The organism is Virgibacillus kekensis (assembly GCF_042654125.1).
GTDB lineage: Bacteria > Bacillota > Bacilli > Bacillales > Amphibacillaceae > Lentibacillus > Lentibacillus kekensis.
Window position 1 is genome coordinate 1,152,486 of sequence record NZ_JBHSFU010000004.1, and the last position, 26,235, is coordinate 1,178,720.

The 26,235-nt window shown below is 40.9% G+C and carries 20 protein-coding genes, 2 tRNA genes and 1 other annotated feature; of the genes, 17 read left to right on the forward strand and 5 right to left on the reverse strand.

All coding sequences use genetic code 11. The annotated features are described in order from the left end of the window. The first annotated feature begins 78 nt into the window (after positions 1-78). The 8 genes from dnaA to ACFO3D_RS09745 all read left to right on the forward strand — a co-directional run bounded on the left by dnaA (position 79) and on the right by ACFO3D_RS09745 (position 10,738). Complete coding sequence (gene dnaA, locus ACFO3D_RS09710; protein WP_390295263.1) at positions 79-1,431, forward strand: chromosomal replication initiator protein DnaA; 1,353 nt, start codon at positions 79-81, stop codon at positions 1,429-1,431. Positions 1,432-1,615: 184 nt separating this feature from the next. Further along, positions 1,616-2,752: a DNA polymerase III subunit beta gene (gene dnaN / locus ACFO3D_RS09715; protein WP_390295265.1), complete on the forward strand. Its 1,137-nt coding sequence runs from the start codon at positions 1,616-1,618 to the stop codon at positions 2,750-2,752. Between the two features lie 212 nt (positions 2,753-2,964). Continuing rightward, entirely contained in the window at positions 2,965-3,183 is a 219-nt protein-coding gene (gene yaaA, locus ACFO3D_RS09720) for a S4 domain-containing protein YaaA (protein WP_390295267.1), read from the forward strand. Between the two features lie 15 nt (positions 3,184-3,198). Further along, entirely contained in the window at positions 3,199-4,311 is a 1,113-nt protein-coding gene (gene recF, locus ACFO3D_RS09725) for a DNA replication/repair protein RecF (protein WP_390295270.1), read from the forward strand. Positions 4,312-4,326: 15 nt separating this feature from the next. After that, positions 4,327-4,605: an extracellular matrix regulator RemB gene (gene remB, locus ACFO3D_RS09730; protein ID WP_390295272.1), complete on the forward strand. Its 279-nt coding sequence runs from the start codon at positions 4,327-4,329 to the stop codon at positions 4,603-4,605. 375 nt (positions 4,606-4,980) lie between these two features. Then, a complete protein-coding gene (gene gyrB, locus ACFO3D_RS09735; RefSeq protein WP_390295274.1) occupies positions 4,981-6,906 on the forward strand; it encodes a DNA topoisomerase (ATP-hydrolyzing) subunit B in 1,926 nt (641 codons plus the stop codon). Between the two features lie 126 nt (positions 6,907-7,032). Beyond that, the gene (gyrA, locus tag ACFO3D_RS09740) at positions 7,033-9,561 is read left to right on the forward strand and encodes a DNA gyrase subunit A (protein WP_390295276.1); all 2,529 of its coding nucleotides are present in this window, start codon (positions 7,033-7,035) and stop codon (positions 9,559-9,561) included. A gap of 85 nt (positions 9,562-9,646) precedes the next feature. Next, positions 9,647-10,738 (forward strand): HD-GYP domain-containing protein, encoded by a 1,092-nt coding sequence (locus tag ACFO3D_RS09745; RefSeq protein ID WP_390295278.1) that lies wholly within the window; start codon positions 9,647-9,649, stop codon positions 10,736-10,738. 252 nt (positions 10,739-10,990) lie between these two features. Here the strand turns inward: ACFO3D_RS09745 and ACFO3D_RS09750 are convergent, their stop codons facing one another. Continuing rightward, complete coding sequence (locus ACFO3D_RS09750; protein ID WP_390295280.1) at positions 10,991-11,953, reverse strand: YaaC family protein; 963 nt, start codon at positions 11,951-11,953, stop codon at positions 10,991-10,993. 188 nt (positions 11,954-12,141) lie between these two features. Here ACFO3D_RS09750 and guaB point away from each other — a divergent pair, with 188 nt between their 5' ends. From guaB to ACFO3D_RS09780, 6 genes are all read left to right on the forward strand, one after another. Continuing rightward, positions 12,142-13,608 carry an IMP dehydrogenase gene (guaB, locus tag ACFO3D_RS09755; RefSeq protein WP_390295282.1) on the forward strand — a complete coding sequence of 489 codons (1,467 nt, stop codon included), beginning with the start codon at positions 12,142-12,144 and terminating at the stop codon, positions 13,606-13,608. A 243-nt stretch (positions 13,609-13,851) separates the two neighbouring features. Then, complete coding sequence (locus tag ACFO3D_RS09760) at positions 13,852-15,189, forward strand: serine hydrolase (protein WP_390295284.1); 1,338 nt, start codon at positions 13,852-13,854, stop codon at positions 15,187-15,189. Between the two features lie 49 nt (positions 15,190-15,238). Beyond that, entirely contained in the window at positions 15,239-16,123 is an 885-nt protein-coding gene (gene pdxS, locus ACFO3D_RS09765) for a pyridoxal 5'-phosphate synthase lyase subunit PdxS (RefSeq protein WP_390295286.1), read from the forward strand. 16 nt (positions 16,124-16,139) lie between these two features. Then, positions 16,140-16,736 carry a pyridoxal 5'-phosphate synthase glutaminase subunit PdxT gene (pdxT, locus tag ACFO3D_RS09770; RefSeq protein WP_390295289.1) on the forward strand — a complete coding sequence of 199 codons (597 nt, stop codon included), beginning with the start codon at positions 16,140-16,142 and terminating at the stop codon, positions 16,734-16,736. A 176-nt stretch (positions 16,737-16,912) separates the two neighbouring features. Beyond that, positions 16,913-17,130 (forward strand) — a binding site (T-box leader). A gap of 372 nt (positions 17,131-17,502) precedes the next feature. Next, positions 17,503-18,777, forward strand: coding sequence for a serine--tRNA ligase (gene serS / locus ACFO3D_RS09775; RefSeq protein ID WP_390295291.1), 1,275 nt, complete (start codon positions 17,503-17,505; stop codon positions 18,775-18,777). A 175-nt stretch (positions 18,778-18,952) separates the two neighbouring features. After that, positions 18,953-19,045: transfer RNA gene (locus tag ACFO3D_RS09780), tRNA-Ser, on the forward strand. A gap of 181 nt (positions 19,046-19,226) precedes the next feature. Here the strand turns inward: ACFO3D_RS09780 and ACFO3D_RS09785 are convergent. From ACFO3D_RS09785 to ACFO3D_RS09800, 4 genes are all read right to left on the reverse strand, one after another. Then, on the reverse strand, positions 19,227-20,657 hold the full coding sequence (locus tag ACFO3D_RS09785) for a flotillin family protein (RefSeq protein WP_390295293.1): 1,431 nt from the start codon (positions 20,655-20,657) through the stop codon (positions 19,227-19,229). A 222-nt stretch (positions 20,658-20,879) separates the two neighbouring features. Further along, on the reverse strand, positions 20,880-21,218 hold the full coding sequence (locus ACFO3D_RS09790) for a hypothetical protein (protein ID WP_390295295.1): 339 nt from the start codon (positions 21,216-21,218) through the stop codon (positions 20,880-20,882). Between the two features lie 123 nt (positions 21,219-21,341). Further along, positions 21,342-22,025, reverse strand: a complete 684-nt coding sequence (locus ACFO3D_RS09795; protein ID WP_390295297.1) for a deoxynucleoside kinase — start codon at positions 22,023-22,025, stop codon at positions 21,342-21,344. Between the two features lie 14 nt (positions 22,026-22,039). Continuing rightward, positions 22,040-22,687, reverse strand: a complete 648-nt coding sequence (locus ACFO3D_RS09800) for a deoxynucleoside kinase (protein ID WP_390295299.1) — start codon at positions 22,685-22,687, stop codon at positions 22,040-22,042. Positions 22,688-22,933: 246 nt separating this feature from the next. On the opposite strand from ACFO3D_RS09800, the gene ACFO3D_RS09805 reads away from it, so the two are divergent. The 3 genes from ACFO3D_RS09805 (at position 22,934) to ACFO3D_RS09815 (ending at position 26,154) form a co-directional block, all read left to right on the forward strand. Beyond that, a tRNA-Arg gene (locus ACFO3D_RS09805) sits at positions 22,934-23,006 on the forward strand. A gap of 319 nt (positions 23,007-23,325) precedes the next feature. Then, positions 23,326-24,426 carry a glycerol dehydrogenase gene (locus ACFO3D_RS09810; RefSeq protein WP_390295301.1) on the forward strand — a complete coding sequence of 367 codons (1,101 nt, stop codon included), beginning with the start codon at positions 23,326-23,328 and terminating at the stop codon, positions 24,424-24,426. A 264-nt stretch (positions 24,427-24,690) separates the two neighbouring features. Next, positions 24,691-26,154, forward strand: a complete 1,464-nt coding sequence (locus tag ACFO3D_RS09815) for a nicotinate phosphoribosyltransferase (protein WP_390295303.1) — start codon at positions 24,691-24,693, stop codon at positions 26,152-26,154. Positions 26,155-26,235 lie beyond the last annotated feature (81 nt).

Below are 26,235 nucleotides of genomic sequence, written 5' to 3' on the forward strand. Positions count from 1 at the left end.
TTCCCTCTTTCATCCAAAACATCAATGAAAGACTGAGAGAGGTTTTTTCTGTCATTTAACTGAAAGGGGTGAACCAGTTTGGAAAATATTAATGAACTATGGGCAGCAACCCTGGAAAAAATAGAAGAAAAGATAAGTAAACCCAGCTTTGATACATGGTTGAAAAGCACAAAAGCAGAAGCTTTGGATGAAGATACACTGATCATATCAGCCCCTAATGAATTCGCCCGTGACTGGCTTGAGGGAAGATACACACAGCTTATCAATGACATCCTGGAGGATATAACAGGAGCATCCCTGTCAGCCCGTTTTATTATCCCTGACACACAGGAACCGGTGGATGAAATAAAGCCGGCCCCAAAAAAGGTCCCTGTAATGAACCAGAATAACGGGACCGATTCACCAAGGACCATGTTAAATTCCAAATATACCTTTGACACATTTGTAATTGGTTCAGGTAACAGATTTGCCCATGCTGCATCACTTGCAGTAGCCGAGGCCCCAGCAAAAGCCTATAATCCGCTGTTTATTTATGGGGGCGTTGGACTGGGTAAAACACACCTGATGCATGCGATCGGCCACTATGTCCAGGACCATAACCCGGATGCAAAAGTGGTTTATTTGTCATCAGAAAAATTCACCAACGAATTCATTAATTCAATCATGGACAACAAGGCCACCAACTTCCGGAACAAATACCGAAGTGTTGATATTCTTTTGATTGATGATATTCAATTTCTTGCTGGAAAGGAGCAGACACAGGAGGAGTTTTTCCATACCTTCAACACGCTTCATGAAGAGAATAAACAAATCATTATTTCCAGTGACCGTCCACCAAAAGAGATTCCAACGCTGGAAGACCGGCTGCGCTCCCGCTTTGAATGGGGACTAATCACAGATATTACACCACCGGACCTTGAAACGAGGATTGCTATTCTAAACAAAAAGGCCAAAGCGGAAGGGCTCGACATTCCTAATGAAGTTATGTTGTACATCGCTAATCAGATTGATACTAATATCCGTGAATTGGAGGGGGCACTGATCCGGGTGGTAGCGTATTCCTCGCTGGTCAACCAGGATATCAATGCTTCACTTGCAGCTGATGCACTGAAAGATATTATTCCAAGCAGTAAGCCACGGACAATTACCATCCATGGTATCCAGGAAGCTGTCGGAGAGAAGTATAATGTGAAGCTTGAAGACTTCACAGCCAAAAAACGTACAAAGTCAATTGCCTTCCCGCGGCAGATCGCTATGTATTTGTCCAGGGAACTTACTGATTTCTCATTGCCGAAAATCGGAGAGGAGTTTGGTGGGCGTGACCATACTACCGTCATTCATGCTCACGAAAAAATTTCTAAAATGATGGAAAATGATACGCTTCTTGGTAAAGAGATTGAAGAACTGAAAGAACAGCTGAAGTCTTTTTAATCTATCAACATGTGAATAATGTGAATCTGCGTGCATACTTATAAACAATCTATCCACATGGGGATAACTTTATATTTTCTAGGATTTTTAAGGTTATCCACATAATCACAAGCCCTATTACTATTATTACTATATTTTTATAAAAATAATAATAAATATATGTCCATAAAGGAGAATTATTTCCATGAAATTTATTATTCAGCGTGACCAGTTAATCGCCAGTGTTCAAGATGTTATGAAAGCAATCTCCTCACGAACTGCAATTCCAATTTTGACGGGAATGAAGATTGACGCCAAATCCCATGGAATTACTCTGACAGGAAGTGATTCTGACATCTCAATCGAATCATTCATCCCTGCAGAAGAAAATGGCGTTGTTAATGTCGAACAGATCGAAGAAGGAAGTATTGTACTTCAAGCTCGGTATTTTCCGGATATTGTTAAAAAACTGCCGGAAAAAACAGTAGAGATTGAAGTTGATTCCAATTTGAAAGTAACAATTCGCTCTGGTAAAGCAGAATTTAACCTTAATGGGCAGGATGCTGAGGAATATCCACAACTTCCCAAATTGCAAACAGATGACAGCTTTGCTCTTCCGACAGATCTGCTGAAAAGTCTAATCAAACAAACTGTTTTTGCAGTTTCTACAATGGAGACACGTCCAATTCTTACTGGTGTAAATATCCGACTGGAAGATAATACACTTAAATTTACAGCAACTGACAGCCACCGATTAGCTTCACGGGAAATTCCCGTAAAAGATGCTATTGGAGATCTTCCAGGGATTGTAGTTCCTGGCAAGAGTTTGAGTGAACTTTCCAAAATTCTTGACGATACCGAAGAAAACGTTGAAATCAGCGTCACTAATAACCAGATACTGTTCCGGACCAAGCATTTAAACTTCCTCTCCAGACTTCTGGATGGAAACTACCCGGAAACTTCCCGGTTAATCCCGGATCAGAGTAAGACAGTTCTTTATGTAAAAACAAAGGAACTGATCAACACAATTGATCGTGCTTCATTGCTTGCGAAAGAAGAACGTAATAATGTGGTTAAGTTATCCACAATTGGCGATAATCTCCTGGAAATCACCAGCAATTCACCAGAAGTTGGACGGGTAGCTGAGGAAATATCGGTTCAATCCATTGAAGGTGAAGAATTAAAAATCTCCTTCAGTTCTAAATACATGCTGGATGCCCTCAAGGCGATTGATAACGATGAAGTTAAAGTTGAATTTACCGGTGCCATGCGTCCGTTTATTATCAGACCAGCAAATGAAGATCCAATTTTACAGCTTATTTTGCCAGTCAGGACTTATTAAAACTTTTGATTAGAGCTCTTATCATCGAATGATAGGAGTTCTTTTTTTGGGGCAAAGCCCTCTAACATGCGAATATAAAGAAATTATGAAGTCCTTCCTTCCCTTAAGGCCAAAACTTTAGTAAAATAGAAAGGAACGACATGTGTACGTAAATTAATGTTTATTGGGTGCGAACCTGATTTTTATATTCTAAAAAAGAAACTGGTGATTACATGCATGAAAACGTCGAAATAAATACTGAGTATATTACGCTTGGCCAGTTTATTAAACTTATTAATATTCTTGAATCCGGTGGTATGGTAAAGGCATTTTTGCAGGATCAGGGAGCAGTGGTGAACGGCGAACTGGAGCACCGGAGGGGAAGGAAACTTTATCCCGGTGATGTGGTAGAAATTGAAAGCATTGGTTCTTACACTGTTACCAAAGAATAATTGTGAGGAATTCTCATGCATATTGAACAGTTAAATCTGAAAAACTACCGCAATTATCCGCAGCTGAACATTGAATTTAATGACAAAGTAAACGTCATTATAGGTGAAAATGCACAAGGAAAGACCAACCTGATGGAAGCAATCTATGTTCTTGCTTTCACAAAATCCCACCGTACACCCCGGGAAAAAGAACTTATCCAATGGGAGCAGGAGTATGCTAAAATAGAAGGTAGAGTGACGAAACGAAAGCAGTCGTTTCCCCTTGAGATTATTTTATCCTCAAAGGGTAAAAAGGCACGTCTGAACCGGATTGAACAGAAACGCCTAAGTGATTATATTGGAGCCCTTAACGTTGTTATGTTTGCCCCGGAGGACCTGACACTTGTAAAAGGCCCTCCGCAAATAAGAAGACGTTTTATTGATATGGAGCTGGGCCAGATTCAGCCAAGGTATATCTACCACCTCGGCCAGTATCAGAAAGTATTAAAGCAGCGTAATCATCTGCTGAAACAAATGCAGCGCAGAGAGAAACAGGACAGGACCATGCTTAATGTTCTTACAGACCAGCTGACCGAGCATGCAGCCACCCTGCTTGAGCGCAGATTTGCCTTTCTCGAATTACTGCGGAAATGGGCTGCTCCGATTCATCATGGTATCAGCCGGGAGCTGGAAACGCTGGAAATCAGCTATAATGCAACGATTCAAGTATCAGAAGCGGCAAATAAGGAGAAAATAGAAACCATATACGCAAATAAATTCCATGAAATCCAGGAAAAGGAAGTCGAGCGGGGCACTACATTGATTGGACCGCATCGTGATGACCTTATTTTCCATGTCAATAACAAAGATGTACAAACTTTCGGATCCCAGGGACAGCAACGGACAACAGCATTGTCCGTTAAACTTGCTGAAATTGAACTCATATACAACGAAGTCGGTGAATATCCGATTTTGCTCCTTGATGATGTTCTAAGTGAACTTGATGATCACAGGCAGTCCCACCTCCTGAACACAATTCAGGGTAAAGTACAGACCTTTGTTTCCACTACAAGTGTGGATGGAATCAATCATGAAACATTGAGACAGGCTGAATTGTTCCGGGTAGAAAATGGAACTGTACATGTATAGGTATGGGGGGATACGATGTTTATTCATATTGGAAATGATAATGTTATACGGTCGGAAGACGTAATTTCCATCATTGATCGCAATGTCATCACATCTTCATCGATTATGGAAGAAATGATGGAGAATGCCGCAAAACAAAAAATAGTGGTTAGCCCGGTTGATGAAGCAAAATCTGTTGTGATAACCAATCAAAAAATCTACTACAGTTCATTATCGGTTTCGACACTGAAAAAACGTGCAAGTATGATTTCAACAATTAGCAAGCTTGATGACTTCTCCGATGAGCTGGAGTGACAGATAAAGAACAAAAGCGAAAGTGCCCTGCTTATCACCGTATGACCCGGACGGAGTCGTATGAGATAAAGGAAACACAATGAGCAAAGCGAATTGATGTTGACTTTCACCACAAGGGTATAAGTGCGACTAGGCCTCTGGTTTCACCAGTCGGCAAGTCTTCTTTATCGTAAGAAGAGTCCGGAAGGGCACTAGGTGATGGGCGCTGTAGCTGGACGTGGCAAAAGCATAGGCGCCTTGCTCATCCCCCACCAATTTAAAACCTTGTGGGGTAGGTGCGGGCCGGTACGCCATGTTTTGAGGCATATCCGGCACTAGGACGTCTTATCAGTTTAAGCTAGACAGAAAAACCTCAAAAGAAACGTAGGTGGAAAAATGGCAGCAGAAAACAAATTATCAAATGAACAAGCATATGGTGCTGATCAAATTCAGGTGCTAGAAGGACTGGAAGCGGTCAGGAAGCGACCAGGTATGTATATTGGTTCGACCAGTGAACGGGGTCTTCACCATCTTGTCTGGGAAATCGTCGATAACAGTATCGATGAGGCACTGGCAGGATATTGTGATCATATTCAGGTAATTATCGAAGAGGACAACAGTATAACGGTTAAAGACAATGGCCGCGGTATTCCGGTAGATATCCAGAAAAAGACCGGGAAACCTGCCCTTGAGGTAATTATGACCGTTCTTCATGCTGGTGGTAAATTCGGCGGCGGTGGATATAAAGTTTCCGGCGGTTTGCATGGTGTAGGTGCCTCAGTCGTTAATGCGCTGTCCAGTAATCTGGAGGTTTATGTGCACCGTGATGGAAAAATTTATTTCCTGGGTTTCGAAAAAGGAGTACCTCAGGGTGATATAACCGTAGTCGGTGAAACAGAAATCACCGGAACGGTTACACATTTCAAACCAGATACGGAGATTTTCAATGAAACAAACACTTACGATTATGATACCTTGGCACAGCGGCTTCGTGAACTGGCTTTCCTGAACAAAGGGATAACCATAACTATTGAGGACAAACGCTCGGAACAGGAGCCTGTAAGTTATTTTTACGAAGGCGGAATCAGTTCCTACGTGGAATACATTAACCGCAGTCGTGAAGTTCTTCATGAACCATTTTATGCTGAAACGGAAGAAGAGCAAATTACTGTTGAGGTTGCCATTCAGTATAACGATGGCTTTGCAAGTAATATTTACTCGTACGCAAATAATATACACACCTATGAAGGCGGGACCCATGAATCCGGATTTAAAACCGGTTTAACCCGTGTGATAAACGATTATGCCCGAAAAAATAACATGTTTAAAGAAAGCGACCCGAACCTTTCTGGAGATGATGTCCGTGAGGGTCTTACGGCGATTGTCTCTATCAAGCACCCTAATCCTCAGTTTGAGGGACAGACAAAGACCAAGCTTGGAAACAGTGAAGTTAGAACAGTCACAGACTCTGCCTTCAGTGAGTCGTTCTCAAAGTTTCTATTCGAAAACCCGGATGTAGCTAAAATAGTGGTTGAAAAAGGGTTAATGGCTTCCCGTGCAAGAATGGCGGCCAAGAAGGCACGGGAGCTGACTCGTCGTAAAAGTGCTCTTGAGATATCAAACCTTCCTGGTAAACTTGCTGACTGTTCATCAAAGGATGCAAATATCAGTGAACTTTATATCGTTGAGGGTGACTCTGCCGGAGGTTCTGCAAAGCAGGGCCGGGACCGTCACTTCCAGGCAATTCTTCCGTTACGCGGTAAGATTTTAAACGTTGAAAAAGCGCGACTGGATCGAATTCTATCCAATAATGAAGTCCGCTCGATGATCACAGCACTTGGAACAGGGATTGGTGAGGACTTTGATATCAGTAAGGCAAGATATCATAAAATTGTGATCATGACTGATGCAGATGTTGATGGCGCGCATATCCGGACGCTGTTACTAACGTTCTTTTACCGATATATGCGTCCCCTTATTGAACATGGATATATCTATATTGCTCAGCCACCACTTTACAAAATTCAACAGGGTAAGGCTGCGTATTATGCCTATAACGATAAAGAGCTGGACCGTATCCTGGCAGAAATTCCTAAGACACCAAAACCAGGACTGCAGCGTTACAAAGGTCTCGGTGAAATGAATGCAACCCAGTTATGGGAAACCACGATGGATCCGGAAAATCGTACACTACTGCAGGTAGAACTGTCGGATGCCATCGATGCCGATCATATTTTTGATATGCTGATGGGCGATAAAGTTGAGCCACGACGGAACTTTATCCAGGAGAACGCACAATACGTGAAAAACCTTGACGTATAAGTTAATTCAGATAGAAAAATTGTATTAACCCGTTTAGCATAGCGTCGTTATCGGCGCTTATGTTGTTCTTTCCGCTATCAGGATTAAAAGCTGGTGCGGATGAAAGTAAGATTTGGAGGTAATGTAATGGCGGATCAACAACGTCCAAACGTACAGGAAATTAATATCAGCCAGGAGATGAGAACGTCATTTCTGGACTATGCAATGAGTGTAATCGTGTCGCGGGCCTTGCCGGATGTCCGTGATGGCATGAAGCCTGTTCATCGGAGAATATTGTATGCAATGAATGACCTTGGTATGCATTCAGATAAGGCATATAAAAAATCGGCACGTATTGTCGGTGAAGTAATTGGTAAGTATCACCCGCACGGTGATTCAGCTGTTTACGAAGCAATGGTACGGATGGCTCAGGATTTCAGTTACCGTAACATGCTTGTTGACGGACATGGTAACTTTGGGTCAGTAGATGGTGACTCGGCTGCTGCGATGAGGTATACCGAAGCAAGGATGTCCAAGATTTCCATGGAAATGCTGCGCGACATCAACAAAGACACGATTGATTATATTGATAACTATGACGGAACAGAACGGGAACCAGTTGTTTTCCCATCACGATTTCCGAATCTGCTGGTAAATGGTACATCAGGAATCGCCGTTGGTATGGCAACCAATATACCTCCCCACAATCTCGGAGAAACTATTGATGCTGTACTTGCGGTCAGCAAAGACCCTGAAATAACTATTGAAGAGCTAATGGAAGATTATATTCACGGACCTGACTTTCCAACTGCGGGTCAAATCCTTGGAAGAAGCGGAATTCGAAAAGCATATGAAACTGGTAAAGGATCCATCACAATTCGCGCTAAAGTGAATATTGAAGAACAAGCTAATGGAAAATCAAAAATCATTGCAACAGAGCTTCCATACCAGGTAAACAAGGCTAAATTGATTGAAAAAATTGCTGAACTGGTACGTGATAAACGGATTGATGGAATCACCGATCTTCGTGATGAATCTGACCGTAACGGATTACGTGTAGTAATGGAGCTGCGTCGTGATGTAAATGCAAATGTCCTCCTGAATAACCTGTACAAGTTCACAGCTTTACAGACCACTTTCGGAATTAATATGCTTGCATTAGTTGATGGTCAACCGAAAGTATTGACTATTAAACAGTGTCTGGAACATTATCTGGAGCATCAGAAGGTTATCATTAAACGACGGACATTATTTGATTTGCGAAAAGCAGAGGCACGTGCCCATATACTTGAAGGTCTAAGAATAGCTCTGGATCATCTGGACGAAGTAATCACCATGATCAGAAATTCAAAGACTGCCGATATTGCTCGTGACGGATTAATGGAACGCTTCGGCCTTTCAGAAAAACAGGCCCAAGCTATTCTTGATATGCGTTTGCAGCGTCTTACAGGGCTGGAGCGGGAAAAAATTGAAAATGAGTACAATGAACTTCTTAAATTAATTGACGAATTAAAGGCTATTCTGGCTGATGATGAAAAAGTACTCGAAATCATCCGTGAAGAACTTAAAGAGATCAAAGAGAAATATAATGATCCGCGCCGTTCTGAAATCGTCATTGGCGGAGCAGATTTCTTTGAAGACGAGGATCTGATTCCAGAAGAAAATATTGTTATAACGCTTACCCACCAGGGATATATTAAGCGTCTGCCGGCATCCACCTACCGTACGCAAAACAGAGGTGGCCGTGGTATTCAGGGGATGGGTACCAATGATGATGACTTCGTCGAACATCTTGTATCCACATCAACCCATGACACGATTCTGTTCTTTACCAATAAGGGTAAAGTGTATAAGGCCAAAGGTTATGAAGTACCGGAATTCAGCCGTACTGCAAAGGGTATCCCAATTATTAATCTATTGCAGGTTGAGAAAGACGAATGGATCAACGCAGTAATCTCGGTTAATGAATTCAGTGATGACTGGTTCTTGTTCTTCACAACCAGGCATGGAATCTCTAAACGGACGACCATTTCACAATTTGCCAATATCCGTAAAGGCGGGCTGATTGCGGTAGGACTTCGTGATAGTGATGAACTAATTTCAGTACGTCTGACCGATGGATCAAAAGACATTATGATTGGTACGAAAAATGGCTATCTGATCCGTTTCCCTGAGGATCAAGTACGTTCGATGGGTCGAACAGCAGCCGGAGTTCGCGGCATATCATTGCGCGGCGATGATGAAGTTGTTTCCATGGAGATACTTGATAAAGGGCTTCAGATACTGCACGTTACCAACAAAGGTGTCGGCAAGCGAACACCTGAAGAGCAGTACCGTGTTACTAACCGTGGCGGTAAAGGGATTTTCACCTGTAAACTGGATGACGACAATCATGTTGCTGCGGTTAAAGCAGTCTCTGGGGATGAAGATATTATGCTGATTACAGTGGCGGGCGTATTGATTCGTATACCTGTAGCAAGCATTTCCCAGACCGGACGAAATACACGGGGTGTACGACTGATTAGTTTGAAAGAGGATGAAGAAGTAGCAACTGTTGCCAAAATTGAACCGGAAGAAGAAGAGCCGGTTACTGAAGATGGCGGCGAGGTTTCTGAGGAAGCTGTAGAGGAAACTCAAGAAGTAGATTCTGATTCTGCAGACAATCAGGAAGAATAAAAAAGTAGATGTAAAGGTTGAGGTGGCTCATTGAGGATAAATATCAGGTTCTCTTGAGCCATCTTTTTTATAAGGGGGAACTTTCATGCGGGTAGAACCGTCACAGCTTATTGCGGGCTGTGTACTGTTAAGTGATGTATGGGGAAAATCAAATAAACCAATTGTTCCAAAGCGTACCGTTATAACGGAAGAACATATTACCGTGCTGCATAAGTTTATGATCGACAATGTCGATGTAGCTGCAAAGCTTCATGATGGAGAGATATACACACCGAAACCAATGCCGGCTGGACAAGACAAAAAACCTGAAGTAACCAGCCAGGAGCAGAATTCATTCGAAGATCAATACATAAAGACAGTGAAAACTTTAAAAAAACTGTTCACTGCATGGCAGAATAACTCAAGTATTAAAATGCCGCTTGTCAGAAAGGCCCTGTTACCTCTGTTTGAGCGTGCAATTGAACAAAATGCGGAAGTTTATACGTTACATAAATATGCTGTAAAAGAAGACTACTTTTTTCATCATTCGGTTGCTGTAGGAATTTTATCGGCTTACCTGGCAAATAAAATGGGATATGAAAAGGGAGAATGGCTTCAAATTGGCCTCGCAGGTGCGCTTGGTGACTGCGGTATGTCTAAAATGGATTATTCTATAATAGAGAGAAACGGTCCCTTAACTTTTCAGGAATTACAGGAACTTAAGAAGCACCCTACCTATTCCTACAGGCTTGTTGAAAAAACATCAACAATAACAAAAGAAGTTAAACTGGCTATTCTTCAGCATCATGAGCGGATGGATGGGTCCGGTTATCCGTTTGGGCTAGAACAATCAAAAATTCACATGTATGCAAGAATCATTGCAGTTTGTGATACCTACCATGCGATGACATCTGAACGCAATTATCAAGGGCGAAAGTCTTCGTTTCAAGTAATCGAAGAACTTCAGAAAGATCAGTTCACAAAGCTTGATCATCGTGTAGTGAATATATTTATTAATAGTCTTACCAGCTTATCCATTGGAAAGAAAGTAAGACTTTCAACGGGTCAGGAAGGACAAATTGTTTTTATGGAGGCAAACCAGCCTGCACGCCCAATGGTGAAAATTGATGAATCAGAGGAAATTATCACATTGAAGGACAATCCTGGCATATATATCAGTGACATAATCGGGGACTAGCCATTGCGTTAGTCTCTTTATTTAGTACAGAAAAACTTACATTATATTACATTTGTGGCTGATTTCGTGGAGTTGTAGGAACCTCATTGCGTTATCACGTGTAATTTCACCTCTAAAAGCAACGTTTCGAGCCCTCATGCCGCTATATGAATATTTCTACATGATATTCATTTGGTTATGTGCAATTAACTTCACAGAATCCGTTTCCTGATCCGCCGCGATTATTCTACAGCTGATTTTTTTATCATTATTTTAGTGTAGAAAATTCACATGGTTTAGTAATTCCTCTCCTAGGAGATGCGGTATTTTCTCTGCGGTAACCTCGAGAAAATGGACAATAAACGGGTAATCAGCCTCTGACTTGGATGATAACAGATCCCCCCACCATTCAGGCTCGTAGCGGCAGAGCATACTGAGGTTGAATAACAGTAAGTAATGCACCATAACTTCCGAAACTGGAATAAATTGTTCCCTGGCAGCCGGAAAATAGAGCGTCTTATCCTGTGAATGAACATAAAAAGGTCCCGAATTTGCGGTTAGCGGACTATCCAGTTTTATAACAGCGGCTGAATTTGTCTGTTCTATATTTTTAATTGTCGGTAAAAAAGGACGAATCCGTTCAATAAATGTGTTAACAGTAAGGTGATAGTGATCAAGTAGTGAATCAGGAAATCTGAGTGTTGCCCCACCTATATCCCCCACCGGTACCATTCTTCTTTCTCCCTGCATGGTAAATAAAGAATCCATTTCCGGGATCAATCCAAATAAAAGATCCATTTTAATTTTTTCGAATGGAACACGAAGCTGTTTAAACAGATGTTCAGAGAAATACGGGAACAATCCATTATGCTGTACTTTTACTTCATCGCCCATAAAAGTATAATCTTTCTTTTTGCGTTTCCGGGTTGATACGCCATGGGCGAGAATGGTAGTTGATTCAGGGTAATCCGGTCGTATTGTGAGCAGATTCGCTTTCAAAAGATGCACCATCCCATAAAAGAAAAGAATGGGCTTTAGCAGTGTATTAAGTTTTTTGCCATTTGCATAAAACTGCCTTCCATGCATCATGTTATACATAAACGCGTTACAGTTTTCATAGCTCTTTGTGGCAGCATCCACCCCATCCAGGTGCTGATAACATTTATATAAAAAGTCCTGGCAAGTCTGTTGTGATTGCAAATATGTATAAACTGTATCTGTACTACTTTTAGCCATTACTGATTCCCCTTATAACTATAAAAATATTTTGAATCTATTTTCTTTTAATCTGTGCGGAATATCTTATTGAAAAAGCCCGAGCGTTGAAGTATTGTAAATAACAATAGAATTGCTTATTAGTCTGGCCATGTTAGTAAAAATTACTCATGCCACTATACAAATAAACAAGGGATAGGAGGAAGAAAATGCGTGAAGATAAGTTTGCTAAAGAAGGACTGACTTTTGATGATGTACTGCTGGTACCAGCAAAATCGGAGGTACTGCCACGTGATGTAGAAGTCAGTACAAAACTGTCTGGAAAAATTCAACTGAATGTACCGTTTTTCAGTGCAGGGATGGATACAGTAACGGAAGCAGAAATGGCGATCGCAATGGCAAGGCAGGGTGGAATCGGTGTTATCCATAAAAATATGTCGATTGAGGACCAGGCCGAGCAGGTTGATCGTGTGAAACGTTCGGAAAGTGGTGTTATCACCAACCCATTCTTCCTGACTCCTGAACACCAGGTATTCGATGCGGAACACCTAATGGGAAAATTTCGTATTTCTGGAGTACCTATTGTTAATAACACTGATGAGCAAAAACTGGTCGGTATTTTAACCAACCGTGACTTACGTTTTGTTGAGGATTACTCTATCACTATTAAAGAAGTGATGACCAGTGAGAATCTGGTAACTGCGCCGGTTGGCACAACGCTTAACGAAGCAGAAAAGCTTTTACAGCAACATAAAATTGAAAAACTCCCTTTAACCGATGAGCAAGGTATCCTCAAAGGGTTAATTACCATTAAAGACATTGAAAAAGTAATCGAGTTTCCTAATTCGGCTAAAGATCAACAGGGCAGACTGCTGGTTGCAGCGGCTGTCGGGGTAACTGGAGATACGTTAACGCGGATTGAAAAACTGGTCGATGCCGGTGTGGACATGATTGTTATTGATACAGCTCATGGCCATTCAGAAGGTGTGCTGAATCAGGTTAGATCCGTTCGCGACGCTTATCCGGATCTGGATATAATTGCGGGCAATGTCGCAACAGCCGAAGCTACAGTTGACCTGATTAAAGCAGGAGCAACAGTTGTTAAGGTGGGAATCGGACCTGGTTCCATATGTACTACCCGTGTAGTAGCAGGTGTCGGCGTTCCACAGATAACTGCTGTTCACGACTGTGCTCGGGCTGCAGCGGAGTATGGCGTTTCTGTCATTGCCGATGGTGGAATCAAATACTCTGGAGATGTAGTGAAAGCATTGGCAGCTGGTGCTAGTGCGGTGATGCTTGGAAGCATGTTTGCAGGGGTTTCAGAAAGTCCTGGGGAAACGGAAATTTTCCAGGGCAGACAGTATAAGGTCTACCGTGGAATGGGATCGGTCGGTGCCATGAAAGCAGGCTCGAAAGACCGATACTTCCAGGATGCGGAAGATGCCAAAAAACTAGTACCTGAGGGAATAGAAGGACGTACAGCCTATAAGGGTCCTCTTGCAGACACTGTTCATCAGCTGGTTGGTGGATTGCGTGCAGGTATGGGTTACTGTGGCACAGGTTCAATCGAGGCACTGCGAAACGATGCTCGGTTCATCCGCATCACAAATGCTGGGCTTAAAGAGAGCCATCCACACGATGTACAGATTACCAAGGAAGCACCAAACTACTCTTAATCTCCTTTAAGTGAAAGTAGTAGAGATTTCCTACTTTAATGTGAAATAGATAGGGATTTTTCCCTGTCTATTTTTTTCATTAGGTGTAGTATAATTTGTATTTGTACGGAAGCATTTCAACCCCTAACAAGAACACTGTGCAAAGAGGAAATGACGTATTTTTTTGCACGCTGTTTTGTGGTAAAATAGAAAAGGTGCTTACTGTTCACAACAATAGACTTAAAATCAGTGGAGGTAAAGAAAGTGAAACATAATTTACAAAAAAGTATGTCATTACTTCTTATTGCTCTATTAGCAATGACTGCTATATTTACACAGCCAATTACTGCCAGCGCAGCAGAGACATTAGACTTAGAGGCAGAATCAGCTATTTTGGTTGATTTTGAGACTGGTAAGATTTTATACGAGAAAAATGCTGATATGGCATTACCTCCAGCTAGTATGACTAAAATGATGACAGAATACCTTGTATGGGAAGCTATTAAAAATGGTGAGATCAGTTGGGAAACAACAACCCAGGTAAGCGACTATCCATACAGTATTTCTGCAGATCCATCTTTTTCCGGTGTGGGACTTACACAGGATAAGGATTATACAGTAAAAGAATTATACAATGCAATGGCTATCAATTCCGATAATGCGGCGACAATTGTACTTGCCGAGCTGATTGCCGGTTCAGAAGGCAAATTTGTAAAAATGATGAATGAAAAAGCCAAAGAAATGGGATTGCCCGATTATAAATTTGTGAATTCCACTGGACTTTCCAACTCAAGCCTTGGGGAGAATTATCCAGAAGGAACAGAGCCGGATGCCAACAATTTATTGTCTGCACGTTCAGCTGCATTGCTGGCCTATAACTTGATAAAAGATTATCCAAAAGCACTGGAGATTTCCAGCATGCCAACAGCTGAATTTGACGGCATGACAATCCGTAACTGGAACTATATGCTTCCTCATGAAGCTACTTATCTGAAACAATATCACTATGAGGGAATTGACGGACTGAAAACCGGTTATACCGACCTAGCTGGTTACTGTTTTACTGGTACTGCAGAGCGGAACGACCAGCGGTTTATCTCCGTTGTTATGAAAACCAAAAGTGAAGAAGCACGTTTCGCGCAGACTGCTAAGCTGATGGATCATGGTTTTTCACAGTTTGAATCGAAAGAAATTTTCCCTAAAGGCTACCAGCTTAAAGGTGAGTCTGATATCCCTGTAGCAAAAGGTAAAGAAGAAAAGGTTGAGGTTGCTGTCGATAAAGCTTTCAAGGCGCCTGTTCAAAATGGGCAAAAGAAAAAGTACAGCGTGGAATATAAAATTGATAAAGACAAATTGAATGAAAATGGTGAACTTATTGCCCCGATTGAAAAAGGAGAAAAAATAGGTGCTGCCAAGCTAGTCTTTAACGGAGAGACAGATTACGGTTACATTCAGCCTGACAAGAAGTCGCAAACTGCTCCACTTGTAACAAAAGATGCAGTCGAGAAAAGTAATTGGTTCATGTTGACTCTCGGAGCAATTGGTGATTTTTTCGCTAATTTGTTTAATACGATTGTTGATACTGTAAAAGGATGGTTCTAAATAGTAAAATAGTACTGATGAATTGTTTTCAGACATAGGAGGAATAAATATGACAAATACAGGTACAGATCGAGTAAAACGTGGAATGGCGGAAATGCAAAAAGGCGGCGTTATAATGGACGTCGTGAATGCCGAACAGGCTAAAATCGCGGAAGCGGCTGGAGCAGTAGCTGTAATGGCTCTTGAACGTGTTCCTTCTGATATTCGTGCTGCCGGTGGAGTAGCTCGAATGGCCAGTCCAGAGGTTACTGAAGAAGTACTAAATGCAGTATCAATTCCAGTAATGGCTAAAGCACGTATTGGCCATATAGTTGAAGCACGTGTACTGGAAGCAATGGGTGTTGATTATATTGATGAGAGTGAAGTACTAACCCCTGCTGACGATGTTTTCCATCTAAAAAAATCCGATTACACTGTACCATTTGTCTGTGGATGCCGTAATCTTGGGGAAGCAGCACGCCGGATTGGCGAAGGTGCATCCATGCTTCGTACAAAAGGTGAACCAGGTACAGGAAACATTGTAGAAGCGGTTCGCCATATGCGTCAGGTTCAATCGGAAATCAGAATGCTGACTGCAATGTCTGAAGATGAAGTCATGACATTCGCAAAAGAAATCGGTGCTCCTTATAATTTACTACTTGAGATTAAAGAAGAAGGCCGTTTGCAGGTAGTTAACTTTGCTGCAGGTGGAGTAGCAACGCCAGCAGATGCAGCACTTATGATGCATCTTGGAGCAGATGGTGTGTTTGTTGGATCAGGTATCTTCAAATCCAACAACCCTGAAAAGTTTGCAAAGGCGATTGTAGAAGCGACAACACATTATAACGACTTCAAATTAATCGCTGAGCTGTCCAAAGGTCTCGGTACTGCAATGAAAGGTATTGAAATGAGTACCTTAGAGGCACATGATCGTATGCAGGATCGCAGCGAATAAGAAAGAAGGAATTCTTATGAATACAATTGGTGTGCTTGCACTCCAGGGAGCTGTTCGTGAACATATTCGTTCCATTGAGGCAACTGGTGCAAGAGCCGTTGAGATAAAACGTAAAGAACAGCTGGCTGAAATTGATGGACTGATTCTTCCAGGTGGAGAAAGTACAACAATGCGCCGTCTGATCGACAGTTATGATTTCTTTGATGCAATTCGTGAATTTGGAAGGCAAGGAAAACCAGTATTCGGAACTTGTGCAGGATTGATCCTTATGGCACAGGAAATCGAAGGTCAGGAAAAGGCCCACTTGGGACTTATGAATATGAAGGTTGCCAGAAATGCGTTTGGCCGTCAGGTTGCAAGTTTTGAAGCGGATCTTCCGGTAATGCATGTTGGCGATAACTTTAACGCTGTGTTTATCCGTGCGCCGTATATTCTGGAAGCTGGTCCCGAGGTTGAAGTCCTTGCATCCTACCAGGAACGTATTGTGGCGGCCAAACAAGGGCAGTATTTATGTACTGCGTTTCATCCAGAGCTGACTGACGATAACCGGTTTATTGAATATTTTGCCCAAATGGTGGAACAATCCAAAATGAAAGCGAGAACGGTCGTTTAGCGACGTATAAACTGGACCTAACCGTATGAGATAAAGGAAACATGGTGAGTAAAACGAACCAATGTTGACTTATCGCAAGGAGGGCTCGGGAAGTTTACTAGTCGCTGACCGTTGGAGCTGGAAAAACAAACACTTGCATCTTAGTATATAATTAGCTATGATATATCATAATATATGAAACAGTAATGCAAGGAAATAGTACCTGGAGTGCTTGACTGAAGAGAGTCGGTGGTTGGTGTGAACCGATGCAGGCGTCTTGGGAATCCATCCTTAAACTGGTTTATGAAAACGTTGATTAAGTAAACCCGGTTAAGTACCGTTACCAACTTTGAGCCGGAAGAGTTAATCTCTTCAATCAGGGTGGCAACGCGGGAATACAACTCTCGTCCCTATTCATTAGGGACGGGAGTTTTTTAGTCTATTTTTAAGCTTTTTAGTAAAGATTGTTACTTTTTAACCCTCGCAGTTGATAAAAAAGTACGACATAACAGCACACATTCGCTTCTGGAATAAGTTTGATTTAATCTTATAAATTAAAAATCGTAAGAAAGCGCAGGCAGAATACGTAGACTCCTGGGAGAACAGCACGAGTCCGAAGACCCCACAGCGGTGTTTTTCCGCGAGGAGGCTGAGGCCGTGCCCCCGGAAAGCAAGTATTCTGCCGGAGCGAAGCTTCGCTGTTACATCGCAGTTTATAGATTTTGTATAAAAACAACAATTTATATAAAACAACCTAGACAAAGAAAAATTTAAAGGAGGAATTATCATGCTTGATATGAAATACTTACGTAACAACTTTCAAGAGGTAAAGGAAAAACTGGCCCATCGTGGTGAGGATTTGTCTGATCTTGACCGTTTCGGGGAGCTGGATATTCGCCGCCGAGAGCTTATTACCGAAACCGAACAGTTAAAAGCAAAAAGAAATGAGGTTTCCAAGCAAATTTCCGTTCTGAAAAAAGAAAAGAAAGATGCAGAGCCAGCAATCAAAGAAATGCGCGAGGTTGGCGATCGTATTAAGGCGCTTGATACTGAGCTGAAAGAAATTGAAGAATCTCTAGAAACAATGATGCTATCCATTCCAAATATTCCACATGAAAGTGTACCTGTTGGCGAGGATGAAGATGATAATGTAGAAGTCCGAAAATGGGGTGAATTGCCTACGTTCGATTTTGATGCACAGCCACATTGGGACATAGCAACCAATTTGGATATCCTGGATTTTGAACGAGCTGGTAAAGTAACAGGTAGTCGATTTGTTTATTATAAAGGATTGGGTGCACGTCTTGAACGTGCGTTAATGAACTTTATGATGGATCTTCATGCTGATGAACATGGTTATGAAGAAATGCTCCCACCATATATGGTTAACCGGATGAGCATGACTGGAACCGGACAGCTTCCTAAGTTTGAAGAGGATGCATTTAAAGTGGAAGACTGGGACTACTTTTTAATTCCAACAGCCGAGGTTCCAGTAACCAACTATTACCGTGATGATATCCTGAAAGGTGAAGACCTGCCGAAAAAGTTTGTTGCATTCAGTGCCTGCTTCCGGTCTGAGGCTGGTTCTGCAGGACGCGATACACGTGGACTAATCCGTCAGCATCAGTTCAACAAGGTGGAGCTTGTCCATTTTGCCCAACCGGAAGATTCTTATGAAACCCTTGAAACCCTGACAGGGCATGCTGAAAAAGTACTACAGCTTCTTGAATTACCATACAGAGTTATGAGCATGTGCACAGGAGATCTTGGTTTCACTGCGGCCAAAAAATACGACATTGAAGTGTGGATTCCAAGTCAGGATACCTACCGTGAAATTTCTTCTTGCTCCAATTTTGAAGATTTTCAGGCAAGACGTGCTGGTATCCGTTTCCGTCGTGAAGAGAAGAGTAAGCCGGAATTTGTTCATACGTTGAATGGATCTGGTCTGGCGCTTGGCCGTACAGTAGCTGCCATTTTAGAGAATTACCAGCAGCAAGATGGTTCTGTTGTAGTTCCAAAAGCATTGCGTCCATATATGGGGGGCAAGGAAGTCATCAAATAAGTGTTAACATTTCTAAGTCTGGAAGTTATTCTTCTGGGCTTATTTTTTATGCAATACTGGAATTTATATAAACCTTTTAGCACCTTTTGAAATAGCCCCTGATAAAAAAATATAAAAAAATAACACCTTTCGTTGACAAGGTATTATGCGCATGTTATATTATATTTTGTCGCACGGAGGTATACCCAAGTCTGGCTGAAGGGATCGGTCTTGAAAACCGACAGGCGGGTCAAACCGCGCGGGGGTTCGAATCCCTCTACCTCCTCCATTTTTTAAAAAGCGCATAAAATTGGAGATAAACACCTTAAGCCGCTACATCAGTAGCGGCTTTTAATATGGTACACGAGCATCTTTAAGAAATTCGCCTAATGCTGATATCAAAATAGAGGACAATTAGATTTGAAGAGAGGCTAACACGTCTATTGTGTTAGCCTCTTTAACCTTATTACTTAATCGTTTTCTTCAAGAGTTTCGTCGTGTTGCTCCCCGGTAGTTTCACTTACTCCATGTGGTGGTGTCTCATTACGCTTATTAAGACCCTGAGCAATAGAGCCAAGTTCGCCTTTTAGGTTACTTTTCCCAGAGAAATTATTGATAATATCATTAAGGTCCAATCCAGTCATCTGGGATAAACTATCCTGGAGATTTGCCATCATGCCCGTTACACTGCCTGGTAGATTGCTTACGCCTTTACCGTCTCCGCCATCCAAAATTCGGATTGATTCAACATTACCCAATGGTTCTGCGATTGCTTTAGCAAAGTCAGGCATCATCTTGATAAGCATTTCAGTCATCATGACGTCTTTATGTTTATTCAGTGCCTCAGCACGTTTTTCGATGGCTTCCACTTCGGCCAGACTCTTAATTTTGATTACTTCTGCTTCCGCACGCCCTTCTTTTTCTTTGGATTCTGCTTCAGCGTCTGCGGTACGGATTTTTTCATAGTAGTCGGCATCCGCTTTCGCCTTTCGTACCTTCACTTCTTCCTGTTCCAGTTTAACATTTCGTTCACGCTCAAGCTGTTTCAGACGAAGCTCTTCTTCCTTCTTCTGACTGATTATTTTCAGTCGTTCTTTTTCTACTTCAAGTTCACGTTCAGCTTTCTCCAGTTCATACGCTGCTTCTGTTTTTGCTCGGGCCTGTTCGGTTTCTTCCTTGAATACTGCATCTTTGATTTCTTTCTCTTTTCGCGACTCAGCAATCGAGGTTTCACGTTCGTATTCTTCCCGCTGTGTTTCCTCATTCATCTTCGCCTTATGTACTTTTGTTTCCCGAGTATTGGTTGCCTCAGCGATTTCAGCGGCCTTTTGGACTTCAGCAGTTCTTGGACGTCCCAGGTTTGTCAGATAGTCACTGCCTTCAACGTCTTTCAGGTCAGTCAGTCCTAGACTGGTGATTTTAAAACCCATTGCATCGAGCTGATTTTGAGCAATTTCACGAACCTGATCATTAAAACTTTCCCGGTCATTATTGATTTGCTCTACCGTCATCTTGGATAAGATAGCACGCAGATTCGAACCCAGCACTTCTCCAATATCAGCTTCAAGTTCATTTTGCTTACGTCCCAAAAACTGTTCCGCATATTTAGCGATTCCTTCTAGTGAATCTGCTACCTTTATCATGGCTACAGCTTCACCAACAATGGGAACACCCTGCTTCGTATAAACGGTTGGAGTAGTAATCTTTAACTGAAATGCGGTTAAAGATACCGGTGTATGGGTTTGAAACATCCTTAACCGGTGCCCGCCTCCGCGGATAACTTTCATATATCTTCCTTCATCATCCTGAAATACATTACTGTCTGTTTTCGGGTCACCCAGTTTTGGACCAGTAATTATAAGTGCAACGTTAGACGGCACAGTTTTATACCGGAACTTCATATAAACGAACCAAAATGCTCCTCCTACCACCGCAAAACCAACAAAACAGCTAAAATAAAAATAATTTCCATCTAAACTCCCTTTTTTTCAATTATAATTCTCTCTATATAACGTAATACGCAAATAACCGAAAATAGTTTCAAAATAATAAGAACATTTAAGACAAAAAACCTGCCATACAAGAAGATAGTATGACAGGTTAGAAATCGATATGCGTTTTACTTATGCTCCAAGTCCCTGTTGGTCACCAGTCTGAACTTGGGTATGCAGCGCTGCAATCATTCCGTAAAAAGCATAGAAAAATTCATCAGGCGCTGAAACACGGATATGCCCCACATCACTGGAGTCGAAATTCATTGTGGCCTCAAGTAGTCTATATGTGGAATAGGCATAAAAATAGAAATATTTATATTCAAATTTAGGCATCTTCTCATAGATCATCGCAATCTCATCTTTATAGATGTCAAAGTTTTTCACTGCCTCATTGGTAAATGACTGCAGATCAGACAGGTCTGCTTCAACCACTAAATCCCTCGTGTTTTCCATACGAATAGTAGCCACTATATTCATCCTTTCCTGTTTTATTATCCCACTATTCACTTTAGCGAAATTTTCATCCAAAGGTGGTGATACATATCACAGGAAAAGAAAAAAGATGCCCCATTCAGGTGCATCCTTTGATTATTATTTAATTAGTTCCCGTGTCGTCCATCTTCTTGATTGTTGGATAAAGTGACCAATTTTCTCAAGAATTGGTTCAATGGAATTTTCTTGTTGAATCAGGTCATAATCTGAAATGTTAATTCGCAAAATAGGACAAGAATTAAAGTTATTAATCCAATTTTCGTAGCGTTCGTACATCTCTTCCCAATAGGAAATTGGAGTATTGCGTTCCATTTCTCTCCCGCGGCTTTGAACTCTTTCCAGGATTTCTTCAAAAGAACCTTCCAGATAAATCAGCAGGTCTGGATGCGGGAAATAAGGCGTCATGACCATTGCCTCGAACAAATTGGTGTATGTCTCATAATCTGTCTTGGACATCGTCCCATTTTCATAGTGCATTTTGGCGAAAATCCCGGTATCTTCATATATCGAACGATCTTGGATAAATCCTCCTCCATATTCGAAAATTTTCTTTTGTTCTTTAAAACGCTCGGCGAGAAAGTAAATCTGAAGGTGAAAACTCCATCGTTCGAAATCATCGTAAAATTTCCCCAGATACGGGTTGGTCTCCACTTTCTCAAAAGACGTTTTAAAATTTAGCGCATTGGCCAGCGCTTTTGTCATCGTTGATTTACCGACCCCAACTGTACCGGCAATCGTAATGATGCTGTCATGTGGAATCTGGTATTTATCACGTAAATTCATTTCATTGGTCCCCTTTATGGTTTGAAAGTAACAGGACGCTGAGTAAGCTGCTTTTCAACCTGTTTTATAATCGCGTCCAGGTCGTCCTGATGCTTCACAAAGTCGGTCGCATCTCCATCAATCCGAATAACAGGAATTTCAGGATGGAGTACTTCAAATTCATTCATATAGTCTTCGTAATCCTGTGAAAGCTGTGCAAGATAGGAAGGTTTGATATTCTGTTCAATATCTCTTCCCCGCATTCGAATCCGTTTTAATATAGTATCGAGACTCGCATGCAAATAAATCATCATGTTGGGAACAGGCATATCTTTCGTCAGGATATGGTAAATTTGCTCGTATTTTTCAAATTTATCTTCTTGGAGTGTTCGTTTAGCAAAAATCATGTTTTTAGATATATGATAATCGGCAATAACTGCCTTATTCTTATTTAAGTATTTCTTTTCGATATCTTCCAGCTGTTTAAACCTATTGCATAAAAAGAACATTTCCGTCTGAAAGCTCCACTCATCAATATCATCGTAAAACTTTCCCAGAAATGGATTCTCTTCCACAATTTCTTTCAGCAAATGAAAATCAAAATGGAAAGATAGTTTCTTTGCAAGTGAGGTTTTTCCAATCCCAATCGGTCCTTCAATAGCAATGAACGGGACTTCCGCCATCACTTCCCCCCCAATCTTTAATACAATATTCGACAGATGTATCTTATTTTAGCACATCCAAATCGACACTTCCATGTCAAATAGTAATTCAGGCTTTTCAATAACGATTGTATTTTGTATAATAGTTATTGTGACTTTTAAGCTGTCTAGCTTCAGCGCTAGATCCTTGAGGTCATAAGCAGGTTAGTTTTGAGTGATAAGAGAGCATACTTTTTTCAATATATATTAGCTTTTATTTTCAATCATGCCCCCGTAGCTCAGGGGATAGAGCATCGGTTTCCTAAACCGTGTGCCGCAGGTTCGAATCCTGCCGGGGGCATTATAAGAAGCTTGGACATAAGAAAAATTGAGAAGCCAAAAGACGAACTATAATTTTAATATATTTTTAAAGCAATTATTTTGACGGCGACGATTTAAAATATTTTCTTCTCGACAAAAATCCGAACATGGATTTGAATTCTAAGATCAGAATTCGAATCAGTTCGGATTTTACTTTTATACACTTTTGTCCTAACAGGTATCATAAAGTCTGGAAACATATTTGTTGATTTATAGTTACAAAGTGTTAAAATATAGTTAAATCATATATCTCTAATTGAAGATATTTGATTTAAAAATATATTAGGAGGAGAATTATCGTGACACAAAAAAAAGTCTTTATTTCACCAAAAAAATATATTCAAGGTGCAGGGGTTCTTAATCAAATCGGGGAAGAAATTGCGAAAATCGGGAACTCACCACTCGTTTTATCTGATAGTAACGTTTGGGGAATTACCGGAAGTACAATAGAAGAAAGCTTTAAAGCATCGAATACTTCTTATTTTTATGAAGAGTTTAATGGTGAATCATCGAATGCAGAAATGGATCGTCTTACTAAAGTAGGAAAAGACAAAAATGCTGACGTAGTAATCGGACTAGGTGGCGGGAAAACAATCGATACTGCAAAAGCAGTTGGTGATACACTAGGTATTCCAGTTGTTGTTGCACCAACAACAGCATCTACGGATGCACCAACAAGTTCACTTTCAGTAGTTTATTCAGATGAAGGTGTGTTTGAGGGTTACAAATTCTATAATAAAAATCCGGATTTAGTTTTAATTGATTCAAAAGTAGTTGTTGGTGCACCAATCTTTCTTCTAGCTTCAGGTATGGGAGATGCAATGGCAACACTTGTTGAGGCAAGAGCTTCACAAAAACGAAATTCAGATACAATGGCTGGTGGAAAAGCAACCCTTGCTGCACAAGCTATTGCTGAAAAAGCAGAAAAAGTTTTATTTGATCAAGGAATAGCAGCATATAGAGCAGCTAAAAAAGGATTAGTAACTCCGCAAGTTGAAGCTATTATTGAAGCAAATACACTATTGTCTGGATTAGGATTTGAAAATGGTGGAGTAGCTGCAGCTCATGCGGTTCATAATGGATTTACTGCATTAGAAGGTGAAATTCATCATCTAACTCATGGTCAAAAAGTAGCTTATGGTGTCTTAACTCAATTAGTACTAGAAGGATACTCAGAAACTGAAATCTTACGTTATGCTAGCTTCTTCAAAGAAATTGAATTACCAACAACATTGAAAGATCTTCATTTAGAGGATGCTACTTATGAAGACTTAATTAAGATTGGTAAATTAGCAACTGCAGCAGGAGAAACATCGCATAACATGAATCCAGAACTTACACCAGAACAAATTGCCGATGCAATTTTAGCAGTAAACGAAATTACAACTGCTAATTTATAATCTATTGAAATATAGGCATGCCGTTTGTAGAAAAGATGTATGATTTAAAACGTTACGAAGCTTTACCCCTTTGGTTATGGTAAACTAAAGGGGTTTTTAAAATATATGATGAAGATTTTTTTCAGTAAAACTACTCAGTTGATTTTCTAAGATGTGCTGCAAAATTAAAGATATAAAAGTTATTGCGACGATACAGCATAAGGATTAGTCGGGCTTATGAATGTCCTAAATAATAGTGCTCATAATCATTAGGAGGAAAGTGTTATGTACAAGTATATGGACGACAGTTTCGCCCTCCACACGGACCTGTACCAAATCAATATGGCAGAGTCTTATTGGGAAGACAATATTCATACCAAAAATGCTGTATTTGACCTTTATTTTCGAAAATTGCCATTTGGAAACGGATTTGCGATTTTTGCTGGATTAGAGCGAATCATTGATTATCTCCAAACATTTCATTTTTCCGAAAGTGATTTGGAGTATTTAAGAGAACTTGGTTATAAAAAAGACTATATTGAGTTTTTGCGATCTGTACGTTTTACAGGAAATGTGCGTGCGATGAAGGAAGGGGAAATTGTATTTGGCAATGAACCGATTCTTCGTATTGAAGCACCGTTAATCGAAGCACAACTCATTGAGACGGGCTTGTTAAATATCGTTAACTATCATACCCTCATCGCAACTAAAGCTTCTCGAATGAAACAAGTCGCAGGTGACCAACCCATCTCAGAGTTTGGTACAAGACGCGCACATGAATTCGATGCCGCCTTATGGGGTACCAGAGCTGCTTATATTGGTGGGTTCTCTGGTACAAGTAATGTTCGAGCAGGAAAACGGTTTGGTCTTCCTGTTTCAGGAACACATTCTCATTCTTTTGTTCAAGCGTATCGAGATGAATACACCGCTTTCCATAAGTACGCAAAACGTCACAAAAATTGTGTCTTCCTAGTGGATACGTATGACACGCTCAAATCAGGTGTTCCGACGGCAATCGAAGTCGCCAAAGAACTGGCGGGCACCATTCACTTTGAAGGTATTCGGATAGATAGTGGGGACTTGGCATTTCTTTCTAAAGAAGCGAGAAAGTTACTAGACCAAGCGGGATTTCTTGACACCAAAATTTTCGCTTCAAATGATCTTGATGAATACACCATGATGAATTTAAAGGCACAAGGGGCGAAGATTGATGCATGGGGAGTTGGTACGAAAGCGATAACCGCCTTTGATCAACCGGCTTTAGGTGCTGTTTATAAACTTGTCTCTATCGAAAATGAAAATGGACAAATGATTGATACCATCAAAATTTCTGCGAGCCCTGAAAAAGTCACTACTCCAGGATTAAAGAATGTGTATCGCATTATCAATAATCATACAAAAAAGTCAGAAGGAGATTATATCACCTTAAGCTTTGAACAACCAGAAAAAGAAGTCGGACTCCATATGTTTCATCCAGTGTATACGTACATTGGAAAATTCGTCACTAACTTTACGGTTAAAGATTTGCACGAAGATATTATCGACCATGGCGCACTTGTGTATAAAAGTCCCTCGGTCCAAGAAATTCAATCTTATGCACAACAACAATTAAATCTATTATGGGAAGAATATAAACGTTCCTTACATCCAGCCGAATATCCTGTGAATTTAAGTCAGGCTTGTTGGGACAATAAAATGAAAAATATAGAGGAAGCAAAAAAACACAATCGAAAATCTGTACTCGTATAAAATACCAAACGATCATTATATTTTAAACGAATAATAAGGATAGAAATACGAGAAAAAATCCGTAATTTTAAAACAAAAGAT